Below are 17948 nucleotides of genomic sequence, written 5' to 3' on the forward strand. Positions count from 1 at the left end.
CGCCTACTCGGTGCGCAACCCGTCCGGCCGCGCCAGCCTCAGCAGCGGGGGCAGGCTGAGCAGGGTCACCGCGAGCACCACCGCGGCGCCGGCCCCGGTCAGCGACAGCACGCTCGCCCAGTCGACCGTCACCGGTGTCGCCGTCATCTTCAGCAGCACCGTGCCGAGGGTCAGGCCGACCGCCGAGGACAGCAGCAGTCCGAGGAGGACCGGGACCGCCGTCTGCCACAGCACCGACAGGCCGAGCGTGCGGCGCCGGGTGCCGAAGGCGACCAGCGAGGACAGCAGCCTGCGCCGCTCACGAAGCTGCTCGAGCTGCGAGACCAGCAGGCTCGCGCCGATCAGCACCAGCACACAGACCGCGCCGACGAACAGGCCGGTGCGCAGCGAGGTGTACCTCGTGGACTGCTCCGTCTCCGTCCAGGTGAACACGTCCGCGGTCGCGTCCACCCGGGCGGCCGTGTTGCGCACGTGCTCCGGCGCGTCCGGCACCGACTCGTCGGTGCGCACGAAGACATGCCCGTGCAGCGCGGACAGTGCCTTCGCGGGCAGCGCGGACCGCGTGACCAGCAGGCCGTTGGCGCCGTTCTGCAGCGCGTCCTCGCGGTAGGGCACCTGCCGGAGGCCGGCCGGCAGCCTCCAGGGCACCTGGAGGCTGGGCGTGTCCGAGCCGTCCGGGTCGAGGTAGAGCTGCCGGCCGGGCCGGACGACGGCTGCTGTGGAGTCGTTGTACGAGGAGTCGTAGTGCGGGTTGCGCAGCGTGAACACGTCGCCGTCCCGGCAGGAGGGCAGCCGGGCCACCTCGCGGAGGGCCGCGCAGTCACCGACCGTGAGGTCGACCAGGTTGTCCGCGTCCCGGCGCTTGTCCGCGGCCGTGGTGGTGGACAGCACCACCGACACCCGCACCCCCTCGGTCCTGCGGAACGCCTCGCCCACGGCGGCGGCGTCGCTGCGCTCCGGCAGCGAGACCTCCATCGACGCCCGTCCGGGGTCCCGGCCGGTGCTCTCGGTGTACTGGCTCTCCACGCCCGCGAACAGCATCTGCAGCGCGATCGCGCCGGCCACCGCCACCGCGATGCCGTTGACCATGCGGGCCGCCGTGCCGCTGCTCAACTGGAGTCTTCTCACCGCCAGTTGCCAGGACACCGGGCCGGCGCCGAGCCGGGCGACGACCCGCTCCACGATCCACGGCAGCAGCGCGGTCACGCCGACGAGCAGCAGCAGGACGCCGCAGGTCACCAGATACTGGTTGAAGCCGCCGCTGTTGCGGCCCTTGCCGACCATCGGGTACAGCAGCGCGAGGCCCGCCAGCGGCAGCAGCAGCCGCCACCACAGGCGGCGCCGGGCCGGCCGGACCGTCCGGACCACGCCGAGCGGTTCCACGACCACCCCGCGCATCGCGAGCAGCGTCACCAGGACCGCGGACGCCGGCACCGCCACCGCCACCAGCGCGAGCAGCGCGGGGGAGGGGTCGAGGTACCCGGGGAAGACGCTCTCGCCCAGCACCTCCACCGAGCCGGCGATCTGACGTCCGATCAGGAAGAAGACCGTACCGACGGCCAGCCCGAGCAGCGCACCGGCCAGCGCCTCGCCCGCGGCGATCCGCCGGGTCATCCCGCTGTCGGAGCCCACGAGCCGCAGCGCGGCCAGCCGGCGGTCGCGCCGCTCACCGCCGAAGCGCACCGCCGCGGCGATGAACACGGCGACCGGCATCAGCAGCACCACGAACACGACCAGCACCATCAGCAGCAGCACCGGGTCGGTCTTCTCCGTGGTGGGCTGCGGGTCGCCGAAGCGGACCAGCCGGTCCACCCGCACGCCGCCGTTCGCGTCGGGGTCCAGGCCCTTGGCGCCCGCGTAGTAGGCCAGTTCCTGCGAACCGATCAGCCCGCTCTCGCCGATCGTCCCGACGATCCGGTAGGGCAGCCGCTCGCGCAGCAGCCGGGCACCGTCCGAGGCGAGCAGTTCCCGCAGCGCGGGGGAGACGGCCATCTCGCCCGCGGCGGGGAAGCGCCCGAGGCCGGGCGGCAACGGTGCCCGCGAGCCCTCGGGTTCGAGGAGCCGGCCCCGGACGTCCTTCGCGTGCCACCGGGTGTCGGTCACGGCGACCAGCACGGTGTCGTCGGCCCTGGGCCGTGTGGTGCCGGAGAACGAGTAGTCGTAGCGGGCCTCCTCGACCCGGTGGCGGGCGGTGAACACGTTGGGCAGCGCGGTGGTCAGCAGCAGCAGGGCGACGCCCAGGCCGACGCCGACCGCCGTCAGCGTCATCCGGACCCAGCCCTCACGTCCACCGGTGACGGCGAACCGGGCGCCCATGGCCAGATCCCCGGCCCACCCCCGCGCCCGGCCCCGGCCGGGCGGGAGGCCCCCGTCGCGCGGCTTCATACGGCCCGCTCCATGTCCCGGGACCTGCCGTCGCGCACGACGATCTCGCGGTCCGAGTAGGCGGCCACCCGGGCCTCGTGCGTGACCAGCACCACGGCCGCGTCGGTGGAACGGGCCGCCTCGGTGAGCAGTTCCATCACGCGCTCGCCGTTGAGCGAGTCCAGCGCGCCGGTCGGCTCGTCCGCGAACAGCACCCGGGGTCCGGTGACCAGCGCCCGGGCCACCGCGACCCGCTGCCCCTGACCGCCGGAGACCTCGCCGGGCCGTTTGCCTCCGAGGTCGTCCACCTCCAGCCGCTCCAGCCAGCCCAGCGCGGCCCGTTCGGCCTCCTTGCGGGAGGTGCCGTTGAGTCGCAGCGGAAGCGCCACGTTCTCCACGCAGGTCAGCTCCGGCACCAACTGGCCGAACTGGAAGACGAACCCGAAGTCGCCGCGCCGCAGCGCGCTGCGCTCGACGTCGCTCATGGTGGCGAGTTCCCGCCCGGCGTAGGTGATCGAGCCCGAGTCGGGCGGCACGATCCCGGCGAGGCAGTGCAGCAGCGTGGACTTGCCGGACCCCGAGGGGCCCATCACCGCGACGATCTCGCCGGGGTGGATGGAGAAGGCGGCGCCGTCCAGGGCGAGCGTCGGGCCGTAGGCCTTGCGCAGGTCCTCGGCGGCGAGCAGGGAGCCGGGGGGAGGGGTCACCGGGCCACCTCCGCGCGGAGCCGGTCCAGCCGGGCGGCGGTCAGCTCCAGCCAGCGCAGGTCGGCCTCCAGGTGGAACAGGGCGTGGTCGCAGATGAGCTGGTCCGCGAGATCGCCCCTGCGCTTGCGGTCGGTGAGGATGCGCATGCTGCGCAGGTGCTCGGCGCGCTGGGTGTCCAGGATGTCCGCCGCGTCGCGGTGGGTGAGCAGCGCGAGGACGACCTTGGTGTAGAGGGTCGACTGGAGGTACTCCGCCGGCTTCTCCGGGCTCGCGAGCCACCGCTCGACGTCGGTGACGCCGGCGTCGGTGATGGCGTACCGCTTGCGCTCGGGCCCGCCGCCCGACTCGATCCCGTCGACTTCGACGAGCCCGTTCCGCAGCAGCCGGGACATCGTCGAGTAGACCTGGCCGTAGTGCAGCGGCCGGTCGTGACCGAACTTCTCGTCAAAGGCCCGCTTCAGGTCGTAGCCGTGTCGGGGGCCGGACTCCAGGAGCCCTAGGAGGGTGTGACCGATGGACATGGCAGCACTCTACACACGGTGTATACGTCGAGTGTATACGTGGAGTGCCCCATGCCCGACGCACTGTGGCGCGGCCCAGGTGGGAGCCGGTTGTCCGGATTCGGTAACGACGGAGGGCCGCCGACGCGTGCGCGGCGGCGGCCCGGCCGGGGTGTGTCCGTCGTCAGTGCGCCGGCGGCCCGGCGGCGGGGCCGCCGGGTGGCCGCCCGCGGCGCGGCAGCGGGCCCGTGTCCCGCGGCAGGCGCCCCGCTTCCGCCAGTGCCTTGCGCAGCAGGAACTCGATCTGCGCGTTGGCCGAGCGCAGTTCGTCCCCGGCCCAGCGCGCGAGGGCGTCGTAGACCGCCGGGTCCAGCCTCAGCAGCACCTGCTTGCGCTGCCGAGGCCGTCGCCCCGGTGCCTGCTCGGACGGATCCGTCACTGGTAGAGGGTCCCGGTGTTGAGCACGGGCTGCGGGGCGCGGTCGCCGCACAGCACCACCATCAGGTTGGACACCATCGCCGCCTTCCGCTCCTCGTCCAGTTCCACGATGTCCTGCTCGGTGATCCGGGCGAGCGCCGCCTCCACCATGCCGACCGCGCCGTCCACGATCTGGCGCCGGGCCGCGACGACCGCGCCGGCCTGCTGGCGCTGGAGCATCGCCGAGGCGATCTCGGGAGCGTAGGCGAGGTGCGTGAAGCGCGACTCGACGACCCGCACACCGGCCGCCTCCACGCGCGCCTGCAGTTCGACGGCCAGCTTCTCGGTGATCTCCTCGGCGTTCCCGCGCAGCGAGAGGCCGTCCTCGTCGTGGGCGTCGTACGGGTACTCGATGGCGATGTGCCGTACGGCCGTCTCGGTCTGGGTGGCCACGAACTCGGCGTAGTCGTCCACCTCGAACGTCGCCTGCGCGGTGTCCTGGACCTTCCAGACCACCACCGCGGCCAGCTCGATCGGGTTGCCGTAGGCGTCGTTGACCTTCAGCACGGCGGTCTCGTGGTTGCGCACGCGGGTCGAGATGCGGGTGCGCGAGGTGAGGGGGTTCACCCAGCGCAGGCCGTCCTGCCGGATCGTGCCCCGGTAGCGGCCGAAGAGCTGGACCACGCGGGCCTCGCCGGGTGCGACGGTGTTCAGGCCGCGCATCGCGATCACGGCGGCGAGGAAGACGAGCACGCCGCCGACGATGAGCCCGGCCTTGGCGCCGTCCGCGGTCACCGCCGAGGCGGCGGCGAACAGGGCAACGGCCGCGACGAGCCCCAGCAGGCCGAGGAGCAGGGCGAGGCCGCCACCGATGCTGTGCGCCTGGAACTCGCGCACGCGCGGCGCGGGCATCTCGGGTACGTCGACGGCCGCGGACGTGCCGGGTGCGGGTGCGGGTGCGGGTGCGGGTGCGGGTGTGGGTGCGGACGTGTCGTGTGCGGACATGGCGGGTCCCCCGTTTCTCGTGGACGTCCGGACGCCCGGACGTCTATCCCTTTTCTAGCTAAGTGATAACACTTTAAGCCGTGGGGCAACCCAGGGCCAGTGATAACCGTCGGTTCCCTTGGGGCGGGTGCTGATTCTCACGTCCGTAAAAGGGCGGATCGGCCGTCCTTTGTCATATAGACGGGTGTTAGCTTTCGGAGCTGACCACTGAGACGGAAGCGGGAGCGTAGGACTCATGGGACGAGCGGAAGAGAGACGAGCGCGACAGCGCGGTGGTCGCCGCGCGGCGCCCAAGCGCCGCCGCTCGGAGCCCACGGCCGAATCGGCGGCGACGGCGCCCAGCGGCAAGCCCGCCAAGGGCCGAATACGCAGGCTGTTCACCTGGAAGAAGATCCTCGGCACGTTCTTCGGGCTGTGCCTGCTGTCCATCGGAGCCTTCCTGGCGCTGTACATGGCGGTCGACGTGCCCGCCGGCAACATCGCCGCCCAGCGGCAGAGCAACGTCTACAAGTACAGCGACGGCAGCATCCTGGCCCGCGACGGCAAGGTCAACCGCGAGATCGTGGCTCTGGACAAGGTGCCCAAGGAGGTCCAGCGCACCTTCGTGGCGGCGGAGAACAAGTCCTTCTACACCGACCCCGGAGTGGACCTCAGGGGCACCGCCCGGGGCCTGGTCAACACCCTGTCCGGGCGGGGCAAGCAGGGTGGTTCGACGATCACCCAGCAGTACGTCAAGAACTACTACCTGAACCAGGACCAGACCGTCTCGCGCAAGCTGAAGGAACTGGTCATCTCGCTCAAGGTGGAGCGGGAGAAGTCCAAGGACGACATCCTCGCCGGCTACATCAACACCTCCTACTACGGCCGCAACGCCTACGGCATCCAGGCCGCCGCCCAGGCCTACTACCGCGTCGACGCCCAGGACCTCACGGTGCAGCAGGGCGCCTACCTGGCCGCCCTGCTGCAGGCCCCGAGCCAGTACGACTGGGCGGCGGCGACCCCCACCGGCAAGCGGCTGGTCAAGGCCCGCTGGAACTACGTCCTGGACAACATGGTCGAGGAGCACTGGCTGCCCAAGGACAAGCGGGACGCCATGAGCTTCCCGGTGCCCAAGGAGCCCAAGGGCGCCCCGGGCATGGAGGGCCAGAAGGGCTACCTGGTCCGGCTCGCCAACGACGAGCTCGCCCGGAAGCTGATGCGTGACGAGGGCCTGTCCAGGTCGGACGCGGCGGCCAAGGTCGACAGCCAGGGCTGGACCATCACCCTCAACGTCAGCCGCAAGAAGCAGGCCGCGCTGGAGAAGGCGGTCAAGGAGCGGCTGACCAGCAAGCTGGACCCGAAGAAGCGCAAGGTCGACGACGACGTCCAGGCCGGCGCCGTGTCGGTGGACCCGAAGACCGGCAGGATCGTCGCGCTGTACGGCGGCAAGAACTACTTCGACCACTGGACCAGCAACGCCACCCGCCGGGACTTCCAGCCCGCCTCCACCTTCAAGCCGATCATCTTCGCCGCCGCGCTGGCGCAGGACGCCGGCACGCAGGACGGCAAGACGATCGACGCGAGCACGATCTACGACGGCACCAGCCGCCGCCAGGCCCTCGACCACGGCGCCAAGGTCGGCTTCGCACCGCCGAACGAGGACAACCGCAGCTACGGGCCCATCACCGTCCAGCAGGCCATGAACCAGTCCGTCAACTCCGTCTTCGCACAGATGGGCGTCGACGTGGGCATGGACAAGGTCATGAGCACCGCGAAGCAGCTCGGCATGGACACCGAGGGCATGCAGGCGGTGCCCGCGCAGACGCTGGGCTCCATGGGCGCCAGCCCGCTGGAGATGGCCGGCATCTACGCCACCTTCGACAACCACGGCCGCGAGGTGACGCCCAGCATCGTCAAGGCGGCCGAGCAGAAGGGCCGCTCGGTCGACATGCCCGACGCCATCGGCGACCAGGTGATCAGCCGCACGGTCGCCGACAGCGTGACCTCGGTGCTCACCGGGGTGGTCGACGACGGCACCGCCCGCACCTCCGTGGCGGGCAACCCGCTGCGCAACGGCCAGCAGGTCGCGGGCAAGACGGGTACCTCCGACTGCAACCGCTCGGCCTGGTTCACCGGCTACACCCCCGACCTGGTCACCTCCGTCGGCCTGTTCGGCGAGGCGGGCAAGTCCGGCGGCACCAACTGCGACGGCAAGCCGATCAAGAAGAACGACCACGTCTCGCTCAGCGGTGCGATGGGCGGCGGCCGGGTCAACGGCGGCGGTCCGCCGGCGGAGATCTGGGCGGCCTACACCTTCGGTGTCACCGAGAAGTCCGAGTTCGATCTGGAGACCACCCAGGGCGCGGCCGTCGAGCCGACGGACACCCCGACGGTCAGCGAGTCGCCGTCCGACACCCCGTCCAGCTCACCGAGCAGCGAACCGCCGCCGGTGTCCGAGTCGCCGTCGCAGACGCCGTCCCAGACCCCGTCGCGGTCGCCGAGTCAGTCACCCTCCCAGTCGCCGTCCCAGAGCCCGTCCAGCGAGCCGCCGACGGAGCCCGCCACGGAGGATCCGCTCAACCCGGCCGACGGCTTCGGCCAGTAGGCACACGACAGGAGGGGCGCCCGGAAAGGTCCGGGCGCCCCTCTTCGTCCGCCGTCGCGGTCAGGCCATGCTGACTTCCCAGCTACTGCAGTTGCGGACCGTGCTCGCGCTCTTCTCCAGGCTGCCCTTCCAGTCGCCGATGCAGGCGCGGAAGTTGACGGTGGTGTGCTCGTACAGGTCCAGGTTCACGTCGCGGGTGGTGCCTGCACCGCTCCGGTTGAAGTACGTGAACGTGTGGTAACGGCCCTCCGACTGGTCCCACCACCGGAAGATCGCGACCGCCGAGTGACTGTCCGCGACGGTGTCCTTCACGAGCAGGTGCTCGCCGTCCGCGTGCCAGGTCACACGTGAGCCCGCGGGGAAGGACTCGGCGGACTTGTCCAGGTCGTTCGCTGAGGCGACACCCGCCTGGGCGGTGGCCAGCGCGGCGGCGCCGAGCAGCGTCACCAGGCTCCGCCTGATGGTCCTGTGCATGGATGATTCCCCGTTCCGTACCGAGATGGCGTCCATGATCGAACGCGTGGTCGATACAGACCCTAGGGGTGGCCGGCCGGGAAGCGCACCCCGATTCCGCGGTTGACGGATGTGATCTCCACCGCGCCGGCCCGGCATCGGGGCGCCCGCAGACCGGACGCCCCGATGCCGTCGCACTCAGGCCCTGTTCAGCTCGAACCAGACCACCTTGCCGGTGCTCAGCCGGGTCGCGCCCCAGCGCCGGGCCAGCTTGTTGACCAGGTACAGCCCGCGGCCGCCCTCGTCCGTGGCCCGCGCCTGGCACAGCCGCGGCAACTGGGGCACGTCGTCCCCGACCTCGCAGCGCAGCACGTCCGTGCGCAGCAGACGCAGGGTCACCGGCCGGGTGGCGTAGCGCACCGCGTTCGTGACCACCTCGCTGACCAGCAGCTCGACCGAGTCCGTCAGCTCCTCCAGACCCCATCGGGCCAGTGCCCGGCGGGCCAGCCGGCGGGCCTGACCGGGCGTCGCGACCTCCGGCTCCAGCGTCCAGTACGCCACATCGCTCGGCGCGATCCCGTCGAAACGGGCCGCGAGCAGCGCGATGTCGTCGTCCCGGTCGCCCGGGCCGAGCATGTCCAGCACCTCGTCGCACAGCGCCTCGAGCGGCGGCGGATGGTCCGGGCCGGTCAGCCGCGCCGTCGCGGCGAGCTTCTCCCGCAACTGCTCTATGCCGGTCCACACGTCGCGCAGCCGTGACTCCACCAGCCCGTCCGTGTACAGCAGCAGCGTGGCCCCGGCCGGCGCGTCCAGCTCCACCGCCTCGAAGTCCACCCCGCCCACGCCGATCGGCGCGCCCGGCGGCACCCGCAGAACCTCCGCCCGGCCGCCCAGATGCAGCAGCACCGGCGGCGGATGCCCCGCGTTGGCGATCGTGATGCGGTGCGTCACCGGGTCGTACACGGCGTACAGGCAGGTCGCCATGCGGTCCGTGCCCAGCCGCTGCGCCTGCTCGTCCAGATGGTGCAGCACCTCCTGCGGGGGCAGGTCGAGACCGGCCAGCGTCTGCGCCGTCGTGCGGAGCTGGCCCATGATCGCCGCCGAGGTCATGGAGTGCCCCATGACATCTCCGACCACCAGCGCCACCCGGCTGCCGGGCAGCGGGATCGCGTCGTACCAGTCGCCGCCCACCCGCGCCGTCTCCGCCGCCGGCAGATAGCGGGACGCCAGCCGCACGCCGGTCGGCCGGGGCAGCGTCTCCGGCAGCATGGTGCGCTGCAGCTCGTCGGCGATGTACGCCTCCCGGCCGTACAGCACCGCCTTGTCGATACCGAGCGCGCTGTGCGTGGCGAGCTGCGCCGCCACCAGCAGGTCGTCGCCCTCGAACGCCGGCCGCTCCGGGCGCCGCAGGAACAGCGCGGCACCGATCACCCGGCGCCGGCCGCGCAGCGGCGCGAGGATCGCGTGCCGTCCGCCCGGCACGGCCGCCTCCCCGCCCTCGCCGAGCAGTTCGGGCAGCGCCGCCCGGGCGGCGGGCGCGTCGGCGAACACCGGGCGCACCCCGCGCAGCACCTCGTTCAGGGCGCCGCCGGGACGCACCTCGCACAGCTCGGTGGTCAGCGACGACAGCTCCGTCAGGGCCGAAGCCTCCGGCTCCGGTTCGGGGAAGGGCGGCAGCGCCAGCCCCTCCGCGTCCCGCTCGTCCGGAATGCGGTCCGTGCGGCGCAGCCGCAGCACCACGGGCCCGGTCGGGCGCTCGTCACCCACCGGCAGCGGATCGCGCAGATAGACCAGGATCGCGTCGGAGAACGTCGGCACGGTGGCCCGGCACAGCCCCATCACGATCTCGTCCAGATCGAGGCCGCGCGCGATCCGCCGGGTCGCCGCGCCCACGAACCTGAGCCGGTCCCCGTCGCGCCGCATCGGCATCGGCCGCCCAGGAGGCAGCCCCCGCCCGGTACGGCGGTCCTGGCCGTCGGACGCCCGTTCCTGCTCGGCGCCCGGCTGCGGCGGAATGGCCTCCGGCGCCGGACGGGGACGACCGGTGTCCGTCGGCGCGGTGGCGGGCTGGGAGTGCTCGGGGCCGTTGACTGGGGGCTCCTTCCCCTTGCCGCGGGGCGCGGCCGCCCCCGGTGCGGAGGGCGGTCCGTCGGCCCGGGCCTGTGCCGGTAAGGCCGGACTGCCGAGCTGCTCCGGGGTACGCAGCAGCGCCCCGCGGGACTCCGCGGGGTCGGCGCCCGACTGCGGGCGGTCGTAGGACGTGGGGTGCTCCGTCACGCGCGTCGAATCCATCCGTCCGGGGCTGCGCGCCGGGCGCGCACATGGTCCCGCCGAAAGTCCGATACCCGGAATACGTGCCCCAGGAACGGAATTCCCGCATGGTCAGAGGTCGTGCCTGTGCCGCCGGTGAACCCTGCCGGGCCCGCCGGGGTGTTGCCCTCGTACCCCTCGCTCACTCCTGCCGCCCCTCGGTGACGTCTGGTCAGACCCGGTTCGCGCCCCGGGAGTTGCCTTGCGGATTCTTGCGGAGGACGATCCTACGGTTGTGGACCCGGGGCGCATCAAGGGTCTCATGAGGACACGTGCGCGGGCGTACGGTCCCAGTCCTCGGGGAGTGACGGTACCGCCCAGGACGGATCCGGTCGCCAGTGCTGCCAGCCCTCCGAGAACGGCGGCCCCCAGGCGTCGATCACCTCCACCGCGGCCCGGCCGGCCGCCCGCACCCGCTCGGCGGTCTCCTCGTCCATCAGCCCGTCCCGCTGGGCCTGCGCGAACTCGTCCTCGTCCCGCCAGTGCCAACTGCGGTCCGGATGGACGGAGATGTCCAGGAAGTGGTCCTCGGAGTCGACCCCGCCCGCCCAGCGGGTCAGCGGCTCCTCCAGGTTGACGTACCAGTTCTTGAACCGCCAGCCCGGCTCCCAGAACAGCCACACCGACCAGGGCTCGGCGGGCCGGGCCAGCTTCAGCACACCCGTGCCGAACCACCGGTCCCGCTGCACCGAACGCGGCCTGGTGTAGCGGGTCCGAAGCGGTTCCACGTGCACCGGCGTACCGTCGGCGAGCACCGGCTTCACACACTCGGTACCGGGCGCCATCCACACGGCGAGCAGGTCCGCGTCGTCCCGGACGACGGTGACGGGCCGCGCGATGTGGAAGCGCGCGCCGGCGTTCTCCCGGTACCGCCACAGGATCCGGCTCCCGGGGGTCCAGTGGGTCGCAGGCCCCGCCGCCGCTCGTCTCACCGCTCCGTTGTCCGCCATGAACAGATATTAGGTGCCGTGCACATACGACGCTGCGGTACGCGTCACGGTTCTGCGATGACGCGAGCGGTTGTCACGGCCGTGTCATCCGCAGGACATCCAGCGCCTCGTCGAGCTGCTCCGGCGTGAGGTCGCCGCGCTCCACGTAACCGCCCTCCAGCACGACCTCGCGGATGGTCCGGCGCTCGGCCAGCGACCGCTTGGCGACCTTCGCGGCCTCCTCGTAGCCGATGTACTTGTTCAGCGGCGTCACCACCGACGGCGAGGACTCGGCGTACTCGCGGGCGCGTTCGCGGTCGGCGGTGACACCGTCCACGGTCCGGTCGGCGAGCAGCCGGGAGACGTTCGCGAGCAGCCGGATCGACTCCAGCACGTTCTTGGCGATGACGGGGAGCATCACGTTCAGCTCGAAGTTCCCGGCGGCGCCGGCGGTGGCGACGGTCGCGTCGTTGCCGATCACCTGGGCGGCGACCATGAGCACGGCCTCGGGGATGACCGGGTTGACCTTGCCCGGCATGATCGAGGAGCCCGGCTGCAGATCGGGCAGCCGGATCTCGGCCAGCCCGGTGCGCGGCCCCGACGCCATCCAGCGCAGATCGTTGGCGATCTTCGTCAGCCCGACCGCGATGGTCCGCAACTGCCCACTGGTCTCCACGACCCCGTCCCGGGCGCCCTGCGCCTCGAAGTGGTCGCGTGCCTCGGTGAGCGGCAGCCCGGTGGCCCGCGCGACCTCCTCGATCACCGCGGCGGAGAACCCGGGCGGCGTGTTGATCCCGGTGCCGACCGCGGTCCCGCCGAGCGGCAGCTCCGCCAGCCGGGGCAGCGAGGCCCGCAGCCGCTCCACGCCGTAGCGCACCTGGGCCGCGTACCCGCCGAACTCCTGCCCCAGGGTCACCGGTGTCGCGTCCATCAGGTGCGTCCGCCCGGCCTTGACGACGTCCGCGAACTCCTCGGACTTGCGCCCGAGGGCGGCGGCGAGGTGTTCCAGCGCCGGGATCAGGTCGCGGGTGACGGCGGCGGTGGCGGCGATGTGCAGGGACGAGGGGAAGACGTCGTTCGACGACTGCGAGGCGTTGACGTGGTCGTTGGGGTGCACGTCCCGGCCCAGCCGCTCACCGGCCAGGGTGGCGAGGACCTCGTTGGTGTTCATGTTGGACGAGGTCCCGGACCCGGTCTGGAACACGTCCACCGGGAAGTGCTCGTCCCACTTCCCCTCGGCGACCTCCCGGGCGGCCTCCTGGATCGCCTCCGCGACGTCCTTGTCCAGCACACCCAGCTCGGCGTTCACCTTCGCCGCGGCGCCCTTGATCCGTGCCAGCGCCTCGATGTGCGCCCGCTCGATCCGCTGCCCGGACACGGGGAAGTTCTCGACGGCACGCTGCGTCTGCGCCCGCCACTTGGCGCGGGCGGGCACCCGGACCTCGCCCATGGAGTCGTGCTCGATGCGGTATTCGCTCATACCGTCTACAGCGACCGGGAACGCCCCGATGTTCCGCCCCGGCCGGCCCGTGCGGGTGAAACCGGGCATGCGGGGCGGCGAGTCGGAGGCCGCGGCCGGGCCGCGCGGGAGGCGGAACCCGCCCTGCCCGGGCACGGGGCCCGCGGGCGCGGGCAGGTGCCCGCCGGGGCGACGGCGGAGCCCCCGGCGTGGTGCCGGGGGCTCCGGGCGGGACGGCGGCGGGTCAGCCGAGGCCGGGACCTCGCACCGGGATGCTCGTGAAGGTCGGCCGGGAGGGTTCCTGCGGGCTGAAGAAGTCGTTCCCCTTGTCGTCGACCACGATGAACGCCGGGAAGTCCTCGACCTCGATCTTCCAGACGGCCTCCATCCCCAGCTCCTCGTACTCCAGGACCTCGACCTTCTTGATGCAGTCCTGGGCGAGGCGGGCGGCCGGGCCGCCGATCGAGCCGAGGTAGAAGCCGCCGTGCGCGTCGCACGCGTCGGTGACCTGCTTGCTGCGGTTGCCCTTGGCGAGCATGACCTTGGAGCCGCCCGCCGCCTGGAACTGCTCCACGTAGGAGTCCATGCGGCCGGCGGTCGTCGGGCCGAAGGAACCGGACGCGTAGCCCTCGGGCGTCTTCGCCGGGCCCGCGTAGTACACCGGGTGGTCCTTCAGGTACTGCGGCATGTCCTCGCCCGCGTCCAGCCGCTCCTTGATCTTGGCGTGCGCGATGTCGCGGGCGACGACCAGCGGGCCGGTGAGGGAGAGCCGCGTCCTGACCGGGTACTTGGTCAGCTCCGCGAGGACCTCGTCCATCGGCTGGTTCAGGTCGATGGTGACGACGTCGGACGACTCGTCCAGGTGCTCGTCGGTGGTCTCCGGCAGGAACCGCGCCGGGTCCGTCTCGAGCTGCTCCAGGAAGACGCCCTCGGCGGTGATCTTGGCGACCGCCTGGCGGTCGGCCGAGCAGGAGACGGCGATCGCGACCGGGCAGGAGGCGCCGTGGCGGGGCAGGCGCACCACGCGGACGTCGTGGCAGAAGTACTTGCCGCCGAACTGGGCGCCGATGCCGATCTTCTGCGTCAGCTCGAAGACCTTCTCCTCCAGGTCCTTGTCCCGGAAGCCGTGGCCGAGCGGCGAGCCCTCGTCCGGCAACTCGTCCAGGTAGTGCGCGGAGGCGTACTTGGCGGTCTTCAGCGCGTACTCGGCGCTCGTGCCGCCGACGACGATCGCCAGGTGGTAGGGCGGGCAGGCGGCCGTGCCGAGCGAGCGGATCTTCTCCTCCAGGAACTTCATCATGGAGGCCTCGTTCAGGACGGCCTTCGTCTCCTGGTAGAGGAAGGACTTGTTGGCGCTGCCGCCGCCCTTCGCCATGAACAGGAACTTGTAGGCGCCGCCGTCGGTCGCGTACAGCTCGATCTGCGCGGGGAGGTTGGAGCCGGTGTTCCTCTCCTCCCACATGGTGAGCGGAGCCATCTGCGAGTAGCGCAGGTTCAGCCGGGTGTAGGCGTCGAAGATGCCGTGCGAGAGGGCCTTCTCGTCCCCGCCCTCGGTGAGCACGTTCTGGCCGCGCTTGCCCATGACGATCGCGGTGCCGGTGTCCTGGCACATCGGGAGCACGCCGGCCGCCGCGATGTTCGCGTTCTTCAGCAGGTCCAGGGCGACGAACTTGTCGTTGCCGGAGGCCTCGGGGTCGTCGATGATGCGGCGGAGCTGGGCGAGGTGGGCCGGGCGCAGGTAGTGCTGGATGTCGTGGACGGCCTCTTCGGCGAGCCTGCGCAGCGCCTCCGGCTCCACCTTGAGGAACGTCCGCCCGTCCGGCCCCTCGACGGTGGACACGCCTTCCGAGGTCACCAGCCGGTAGGGGGTGGTGTCCTCGCCCTGGGGAAGCAGATCGGTGTACGCGAACTCAGGCATCTCAGCCCATTCCTCACTCTGACGGACGGCTGCCCGCCGACGTTGGCGGGCCCCACCAGCGTAGGACCTGCCGCCGCGCCGGAACCTGTGAGGTCGGGCTCAGTTCGACACGCCCGGGGTCGTCCCCACCCCTAGTCGCGATCTATCGCGTTTCGGTACGCTGCCGCCGTGGACCTTCAGAAGCACGCCCCAGCCCGGGACGGGGCCCCGGCCCCCGCCGACCTGCGCGCCTCGGACGCCGACCGTGACCGCGTCGCCGACATCCTCCGTGAGGCCCTGGCCGAGGGCCGGCTGACCGCGGACGAGCACGCCGAGCGCGTCGAGGGGGTGCTGCACGCCAAGACGGTCGGCGAGCTGGAGACCTTCATCCGGGACCTGCCCGCGGCCCATCAGGGGCCGTCGGCGCCCGGCTGCACGTCCGTGCCGCCCCGCCCGGCTCCCGGTGTGATCCCGGCCGAGGCGGACGCCAACGTGGTGGCCGTCTTCAGCAGCGCCATGCGGCGGGGCCGCTGGCGGGCGGGGCGCCGACTGCACGCCTACGCGGTCTTCGGCAGCGTGGAGATCGATCTGAGCGAGGCGGTCTTCGAGTACCAGCAGGTCGTCGTCAAGGCCGTCTCGGTCTTCGGTGACGTGCAGATCCGCGTCCCGGAGAACGTCTCGCTGCGCGGAACGGGCGGCGGTGTGCTGGGCAACTTCGAGGTGGCGCCGCTGGACTCGGCCGAGTCGGAGGCGCCCGTGGTCTACGTCGACGGCTGGGCCGTGCTGGGCAACGTGGAGGCACGGCCCAAGCGCGGCAGGCTGGTGGCGGACATCCTCGACCGCGTCCAGGGCAAGGTCGACCGGAAACTGCGCAAACACCTGGACCGTTGACGGTCGCGAATCCGCCGGCGAACGGACGAGGCCGGTCCGGTCGTCGGCGGGTGCGTGGGGGCGTGAACAGGACGACAGGCACCCGCGGTTGGAAACGCTGTGCATAGGCGCGCGCACAGCGGGTAGGCCTTGCTGCATCGTCGCTCGCTCGCGAAGCCGTCGTCAGGAGTAGACCGTGCTGCAACCGCCGCATTCGTCCCTGCAGGTCGCTGCCGTTCCGGCCCAGCGGGTGCCAGTGCGAGACAGGGACCAAGACGCCCCCTGGCACACCGAGGCGGTGTGCCAACGTGACGAGGCGGGTCTGTTCTTCGCCCCGTCCAAGGAGCCGACGGCCGCCCGGCTGTCCCGCGAGGAAGCGGCCAAGCGTGTCTGCGCCCGCTGCCCGGTCATGGTCGAGTGCCGCGAGCACGCCCTCCTCCAGCCCGAGCCGTACGGCGTCTGGGGCGGCCTGACGGCGGCCGAACGCCGTGTGGTGCTGGCGCGCCGCCGCCGTCGGGACCTGGAGCTGAAGAAGGCGGCGCGGGCGACGACGGAACGCATAGCCGGCTAGGGGTGTCGTTCGGATCGGGCCGGCCCCGACCCGATCCGAACTGCACCCCCCGGGGTCCTGCGTTCGGATCGGGCCGGATCGGCCCCGGCTCCATCCGAACCAAGGGCCCTGGACGCGGCAATGGGCGCCCTCTCCGCACAGAGGGCGCCCGTCGCGATTCCGGGGGGAGCGGCACTCACCCCGGGCGGGTCACTTCGCCCGGTCGAAGTCGATCGCGCTGTAGGCCCGCAGCTTGCTCAGCCGGTGCTCGGAGTCGATCCGCCGCACGGTGCCGGACCTCGACCGCATCACGATCGAGTCGGTGGTCGCGGTCTCCGACCGGTACCGCACCCCGCGCATCAGCTCGCCGTCGGTGATGCCCGTGGCGACGAAGAACACGTTCTCGCCGGTGACCAGGTCCTCCGTGGTCAGGACGCGGTCCAGGTCGTGCCCGGCGTCGACGGCCCGTGCCCGCTCCTCGTCGTCCTTGGGCCACAGCTTGCCCTGGATGGTCCCGCCCAGGCACTTCACGGCGCAGGCCGAGATGATGCCCTCCGGGGTGCCGCCGATGCCGAGCAGCAGGTCGATGCCGGTGCCCTCGCGCAGGGCCAGGATGGACCCGGCGACGTCACCGTCGGAGATCAGCTTGATGCGCGCGCCGGTGTCGCGGATCTCCTTGATGATGCCTTCGTGCCGGGGCCGGTCCAGGATGACGACCGTGACGTCCTCGGGCGTGCGGCGCTTGGCCTTGGCGACCCGGCGGATGTTGACCGACACCGGTGCGTTGATGTCGACGAAGTCGGCGGCCTCGGGGCCGGTGACCAGCTTGTCCATGTAGAACACGGCGGACGGGTCGAACATGGCCCCGCGCTCGGCGGCGGCCAGGACGGCGATCGCGTTGGGCATGCCCTTGGCGGTCAGGGTGGTGCCGTCGATCGGGTCGACCGCGATGTCCACCTCGGGACCGGTGCCGTCGCCGACGTGCTCCCCGTTGAAGAGCATCGGGGCCTCGTCCTTCTCGCCCTCGCCGATGACGACGACGCCGTTCATCGAGACGGTCGAGACGAGGGTCCGCATGGCGCGTACCGCGGCACCGTCGGCGCCGTTCTTGTCGCCGCGGCCGACCCAGCGGCCCGCGGCCATGGCGGCGGCCTCGGTCACCCGGACGAGCTCCAGGGCGAGGTTGCGGTCGGGCGCCTCTGAGGGCACATCGAGCTCGGACGGCAGATGATGATTCTCGGTCATCGGAGCGCACCTTTCTGATACGACGACGGCCGGATGAGGGTGTTGGTCCTGACTCTATCGTTGAGCAGACAAAATGAGCAGGGGACCCCACGGATGAGCGGTCCGGGCACCTGCGACGATAGAGGGCGTGGCAGGTTCCAACGGCAAGCAGAAGACGGTCCGGGACATGATCCTCTCCCTGGGCCTCATCGGGATCGCGGCGGCGGTCATCTACGTCTTCGTCCCGCACGACGATCACGCTCCCGACATCAAGCGGGTCGACTACCGGGTCGAGCTGGACACGGCGCGCCGTGCCGCGAGCTACCCGGTGGCCGCCCCCGAGGGCCTGCCCGACGCCTGGAAGGCGACCTCGGTGCGCTTCCAGGGTGAGAACTCCGACCGCTGGCACCTCGGCTTCCAGGATCCCGAGGGTCAGTACGTGCAGGTCGAGCAGTCGACTCAGAAGCGGTCCGAATTCATCGACCAGGCCAGCCAGGGCTCGAAGGCGACGAAGCGGACCGAGCGGATCGGCGAACGCACCTGGACCCGGTACACCGGCGGCCGCTACGACGCCCTGGTACTGGAGGGCACCCCCGGCTCCACCACGGTGGTCGCCGGCACCGCGCCCTTCGACCGGCTGACCAGGATGGCCGAGGCCCTGAAGATGTCCTGAGGACCC

At 71.8% G+C, this 17948-nt stretch carries 15 protein-coding genes; 4 read left to right on the forward strand and 11 right to left on the reverse strand.

Annotated elements, in window-relative coordinates; all coding sequences use genetic code 11:
* Positions 1–3 precede the first annotated feature (3 nt).
* The 5 genes from MXD57_RS26490 to MXD57_RS26510 form a co-directional block, all read right to left on the reverse strand.
* Entirely contained in the window at positions 4–2385 is a 2382-nt protein-coding gene (locus MXD57_RS26490; RefSeq protein WP_250404544.1) for an ABC transporter permease, read from the reverse strand.
* Positions 2382–3071 (reverse strand): ABC transporter ATP-binding protein, encoded by a 690-nt coding sequence (locus tag MXD57_RS26495; protein WP_250404545.1) that lies wholly within the window; start codon positions 3069–3071, stop codon positions 2382–2384. Before MXD57_RS26495 ends, MXD57_RS26490 begins: the two co-directional genes overlap by 4 nt.
* Entirely contained in the window at positions 3068–3592 is a 525-nt protein-coding gene (locus tag MXD57_RS26500; RefSeq protein WP_250404546.1) for a PadR family transcriptional regulator, read from the reverse strand. The genes MXD57_RS26495 and MXD57_RS26500 overlap by 4 nt, the downstream gene beginning before the upstream one ends.
* Before the next feature lie 163 nt (positions 3593–3755).
* Entirely contained in the window at positions 3756–4010 is a 255-nt protein-coding gene (locus tag MXD57_RS26505) for a hypothetical protein (RefSeq protein WP_250404547.1), read from the reverse strand.
* Positions 4007–4993, reverse strand: a complete 987-nt coding sequence (locus MXD57_RS26510; RefSeq protein ID WP_374114752.1) for an SPFH domain-containing protein — start codon at positions 4991–4993, stop codon at positions 4007–4009. The genes MXD57_RS26505 and MXD57_RS26510 overlap by 4 nt, the downstream gene beginning before the upstream one ends.
* Before the next feature lie 235 nt (positions 4994–5228).
* Between MXD57_RS26510 and MXD57_RS26515 the strand changes: the two genes are divergently transcribed.
* Positions 5229–7577 (forward strand): transglycosylase domain-containing protein, encoded by a 2349-nt coding sequence (locus MXD57_RS26515; RefSeq protein ID WP_250404548.1) that lies wholly within the window; start codon positions 5229–5231, stop codon positions 7575–7577.
* Between the two features lie 60 nt (positions 7578–7637).
* Here the strand turns inward: MXD57_RS26515 and MXD57_RS26520 are convergent, their stop codons facing one another.
* From MXD57_RS26520 to MXD57_RS26540, 5 genes are all read right to left on the reverse strand, one after another.
* A complete protein-coding gene (locus MXD57_RS26520; RefSeq protein ID WP_250404549.1) occupies positions 7638–8051 on the reverse strand; it encodes a hypothetical protein in 414 nt (137 codons plus the stop codon).
* A 177-nt stretch (positions 8052–8228) separates the two neighbouring features.
* Positions 8229–10307, reverse strand: a complete 2079-nt coding sequence (locus MXD57_RS26525; RefSeq protein ID WP_250404550.1) for a SpoIIE family protein phosphatase — start codon at positions 10305–10307, stop codon at positions 8229–8231.
* Between the two features lie 293 nt (positions 10308–10600).
* Positions 10601–11290, reverse strand: coding sequence for a cytidylyl-2-hydroxypropylphosphonate hydrolase (gene fomD, locus MXD57_RS26530; protein WP_250404551.1), 690 nt, complete (start codon positions 11288–11290; stop codon positions 10601–10603).
* Positions 11291–11363: 73 nt separating this feature from the next.
* On the reverse strand, positions 11364–12749 hold the full coding sequence (locus MXD57_RS26535; RefSeq protein WP_250404552.1) for a class II fumarate hydratase: 1386 nt from the start codon (positions 12747–12749) through the stop codon (positions 11364–11366).
* 223 nt (positions 12750–12972) lie between these two features.
* Complete coding sequence (locus MXD57_RS26540) at positions 12973–14646, reverse strand: fumarate hydratase (protein WP_250404553.1); 1674 nt, start codon at positions 14644–14646, stop codon at positions 12973–12975.
* A 168-nt stretch (positions 14647–14814) separates the two neighbouring features.
* Here MXD57_RS26540 and MXD57_RS26545 point away from each other — a divergent pair, with 168 nt between their 5' ends.
* Both MXD57_RS26545 and MXD57_RS26550 read left to right on the forward strand, forming a co-directional pair.
* Positions 14815–15516, forward strand: coding sequence for a DUF1707 SHOCT-like domain-containing protein (locus MXD57_RS26545; RefSeq protein ID WP_250404554.1), 702 nt, complete (start codon positions 14815–14817; stop codon positions 15514–15516).
* A 175-nt stretch (positions 15517–15691) separates the two neighbouring features.
* Positions 15692–16066 carry a WhiB family transcriptional regulator gene (locus MXD57_RS26550; protein WP_250404555.1) on the forward strand — a complete coding sequence of 125 codons (375 nt, stop codon included), beginning with the start codon at positions 15692–15694 and terminating at the stop codon, positions 16064–16066.
* A 189-nt stretch (positions 16067–16255) separates the two neighbouring features.
* Here MXD57_RS26550 and glpX read toward each other — a convergent pair whose 3' ends face one another.
* Positions 16256–17290: a class II fructose-bisphosphatase gene (gene glpX / locus MXD57_RS26555; RefSeq protein ID WP_199211838.1), complete on the reverse strand. Its 1035-nt coding sequence runs from the start codon at positions 17288–17290 to the stop codon at positions 16256–16258.
* Between the two features lie 127 nt (positions 17291–17417).
* Here glpX and MXD57_RS26560 point away from each other — a divergent pair, with 127 nt between their 5' ends.
* Complete coding sequence (locus MXD57_RS26560; protein ID WP_250404556.1) at positions 17418–17942, forward strand: DUF4245 domain-containing protein; 525 nt, start codon at positions 17418–17420, stop codon at positions 17940–17942.
* Positions 17943–17948: the final 6 nt, after the last annotated feature.

Origin of the sequence: Streptomyces cellostaticus (assembly GCF_023630175.1) — a bacterium.
Lineage (GTDB): Bacteria > Actinomycetota > Actinomycetes > Streptomycetales > Streptomycetaceae > Streptomyces > Streptomyces cellostaticus_A.

Excerpts from the sequence above, each read along its gene's own strand:
- MXD57_RS26490 (WP_250404544.1), bottom strand. The coding sequence starts at position 2,385 with ATGAAGCCGCGCGACGGGGGCCTCCCGCCCGGCCGGGGCCGGGCGCGG.
- MXD57_RS26500 (WP_250404546.1), bottom strand. The coding sequence starts at position 3,592 with ATGTCCATCGGTCACACCCTCCTAGGGCTCCTGGAGTCCGGCCCCCGA.
- MXD57_RS26510 (WP_374114752.1), bottom strand. The coding sequence starts at position 4,993 with ATGTCCGCACACGACACGTCCGCACCCACACCCGCACCCGCACCCGCA.
- MXD57_RS26515 (WP_250404548.1), top strand. The coding sequence starts at position 5,229 with ATGGGACGAGCGGAAGAGAGACGAGCGCGACAGCGCGGTGGTCGCCGC.
- MXD57_RS26520 (WP_250404549.1), bottom strand. The coding sequence starts at position 8,051 with ATGCACAGGACCATCAGGCGGAGCCTGGTGACGCTGCTCGGCGCCGCC.
- fomD (WP_250404551.1), bottom strand. The coding sequence starts at position 11,290 with ATGGCGGACAACGGAGCGGTGAGACGAGCGGCGGCGGGGCCTGCGACC.
- MXD57_RS26535 (WP_250404552.1), bottom strand. The coding sequence starts at position 12,749 with ATGAGCGAATACCGCATCGAGCACGACTCCATGGGCGAGGTCCGGGTG.
- MXD57_RS26540 (WP_250404553.1), bottom strand. The coding sequence starts at position 14,646 with ATGCCTGAGTTCGCGTACACCGATCTGCTTCCCCAGGGCGAGGACACC.
- glpX (WP_199211838.1), bottom strand. The coding sequence starts at position 17,290 with ATGACCGAGAATCATCATCTGCCGTCCGAGCTCGATGTGCCCTCAGAG.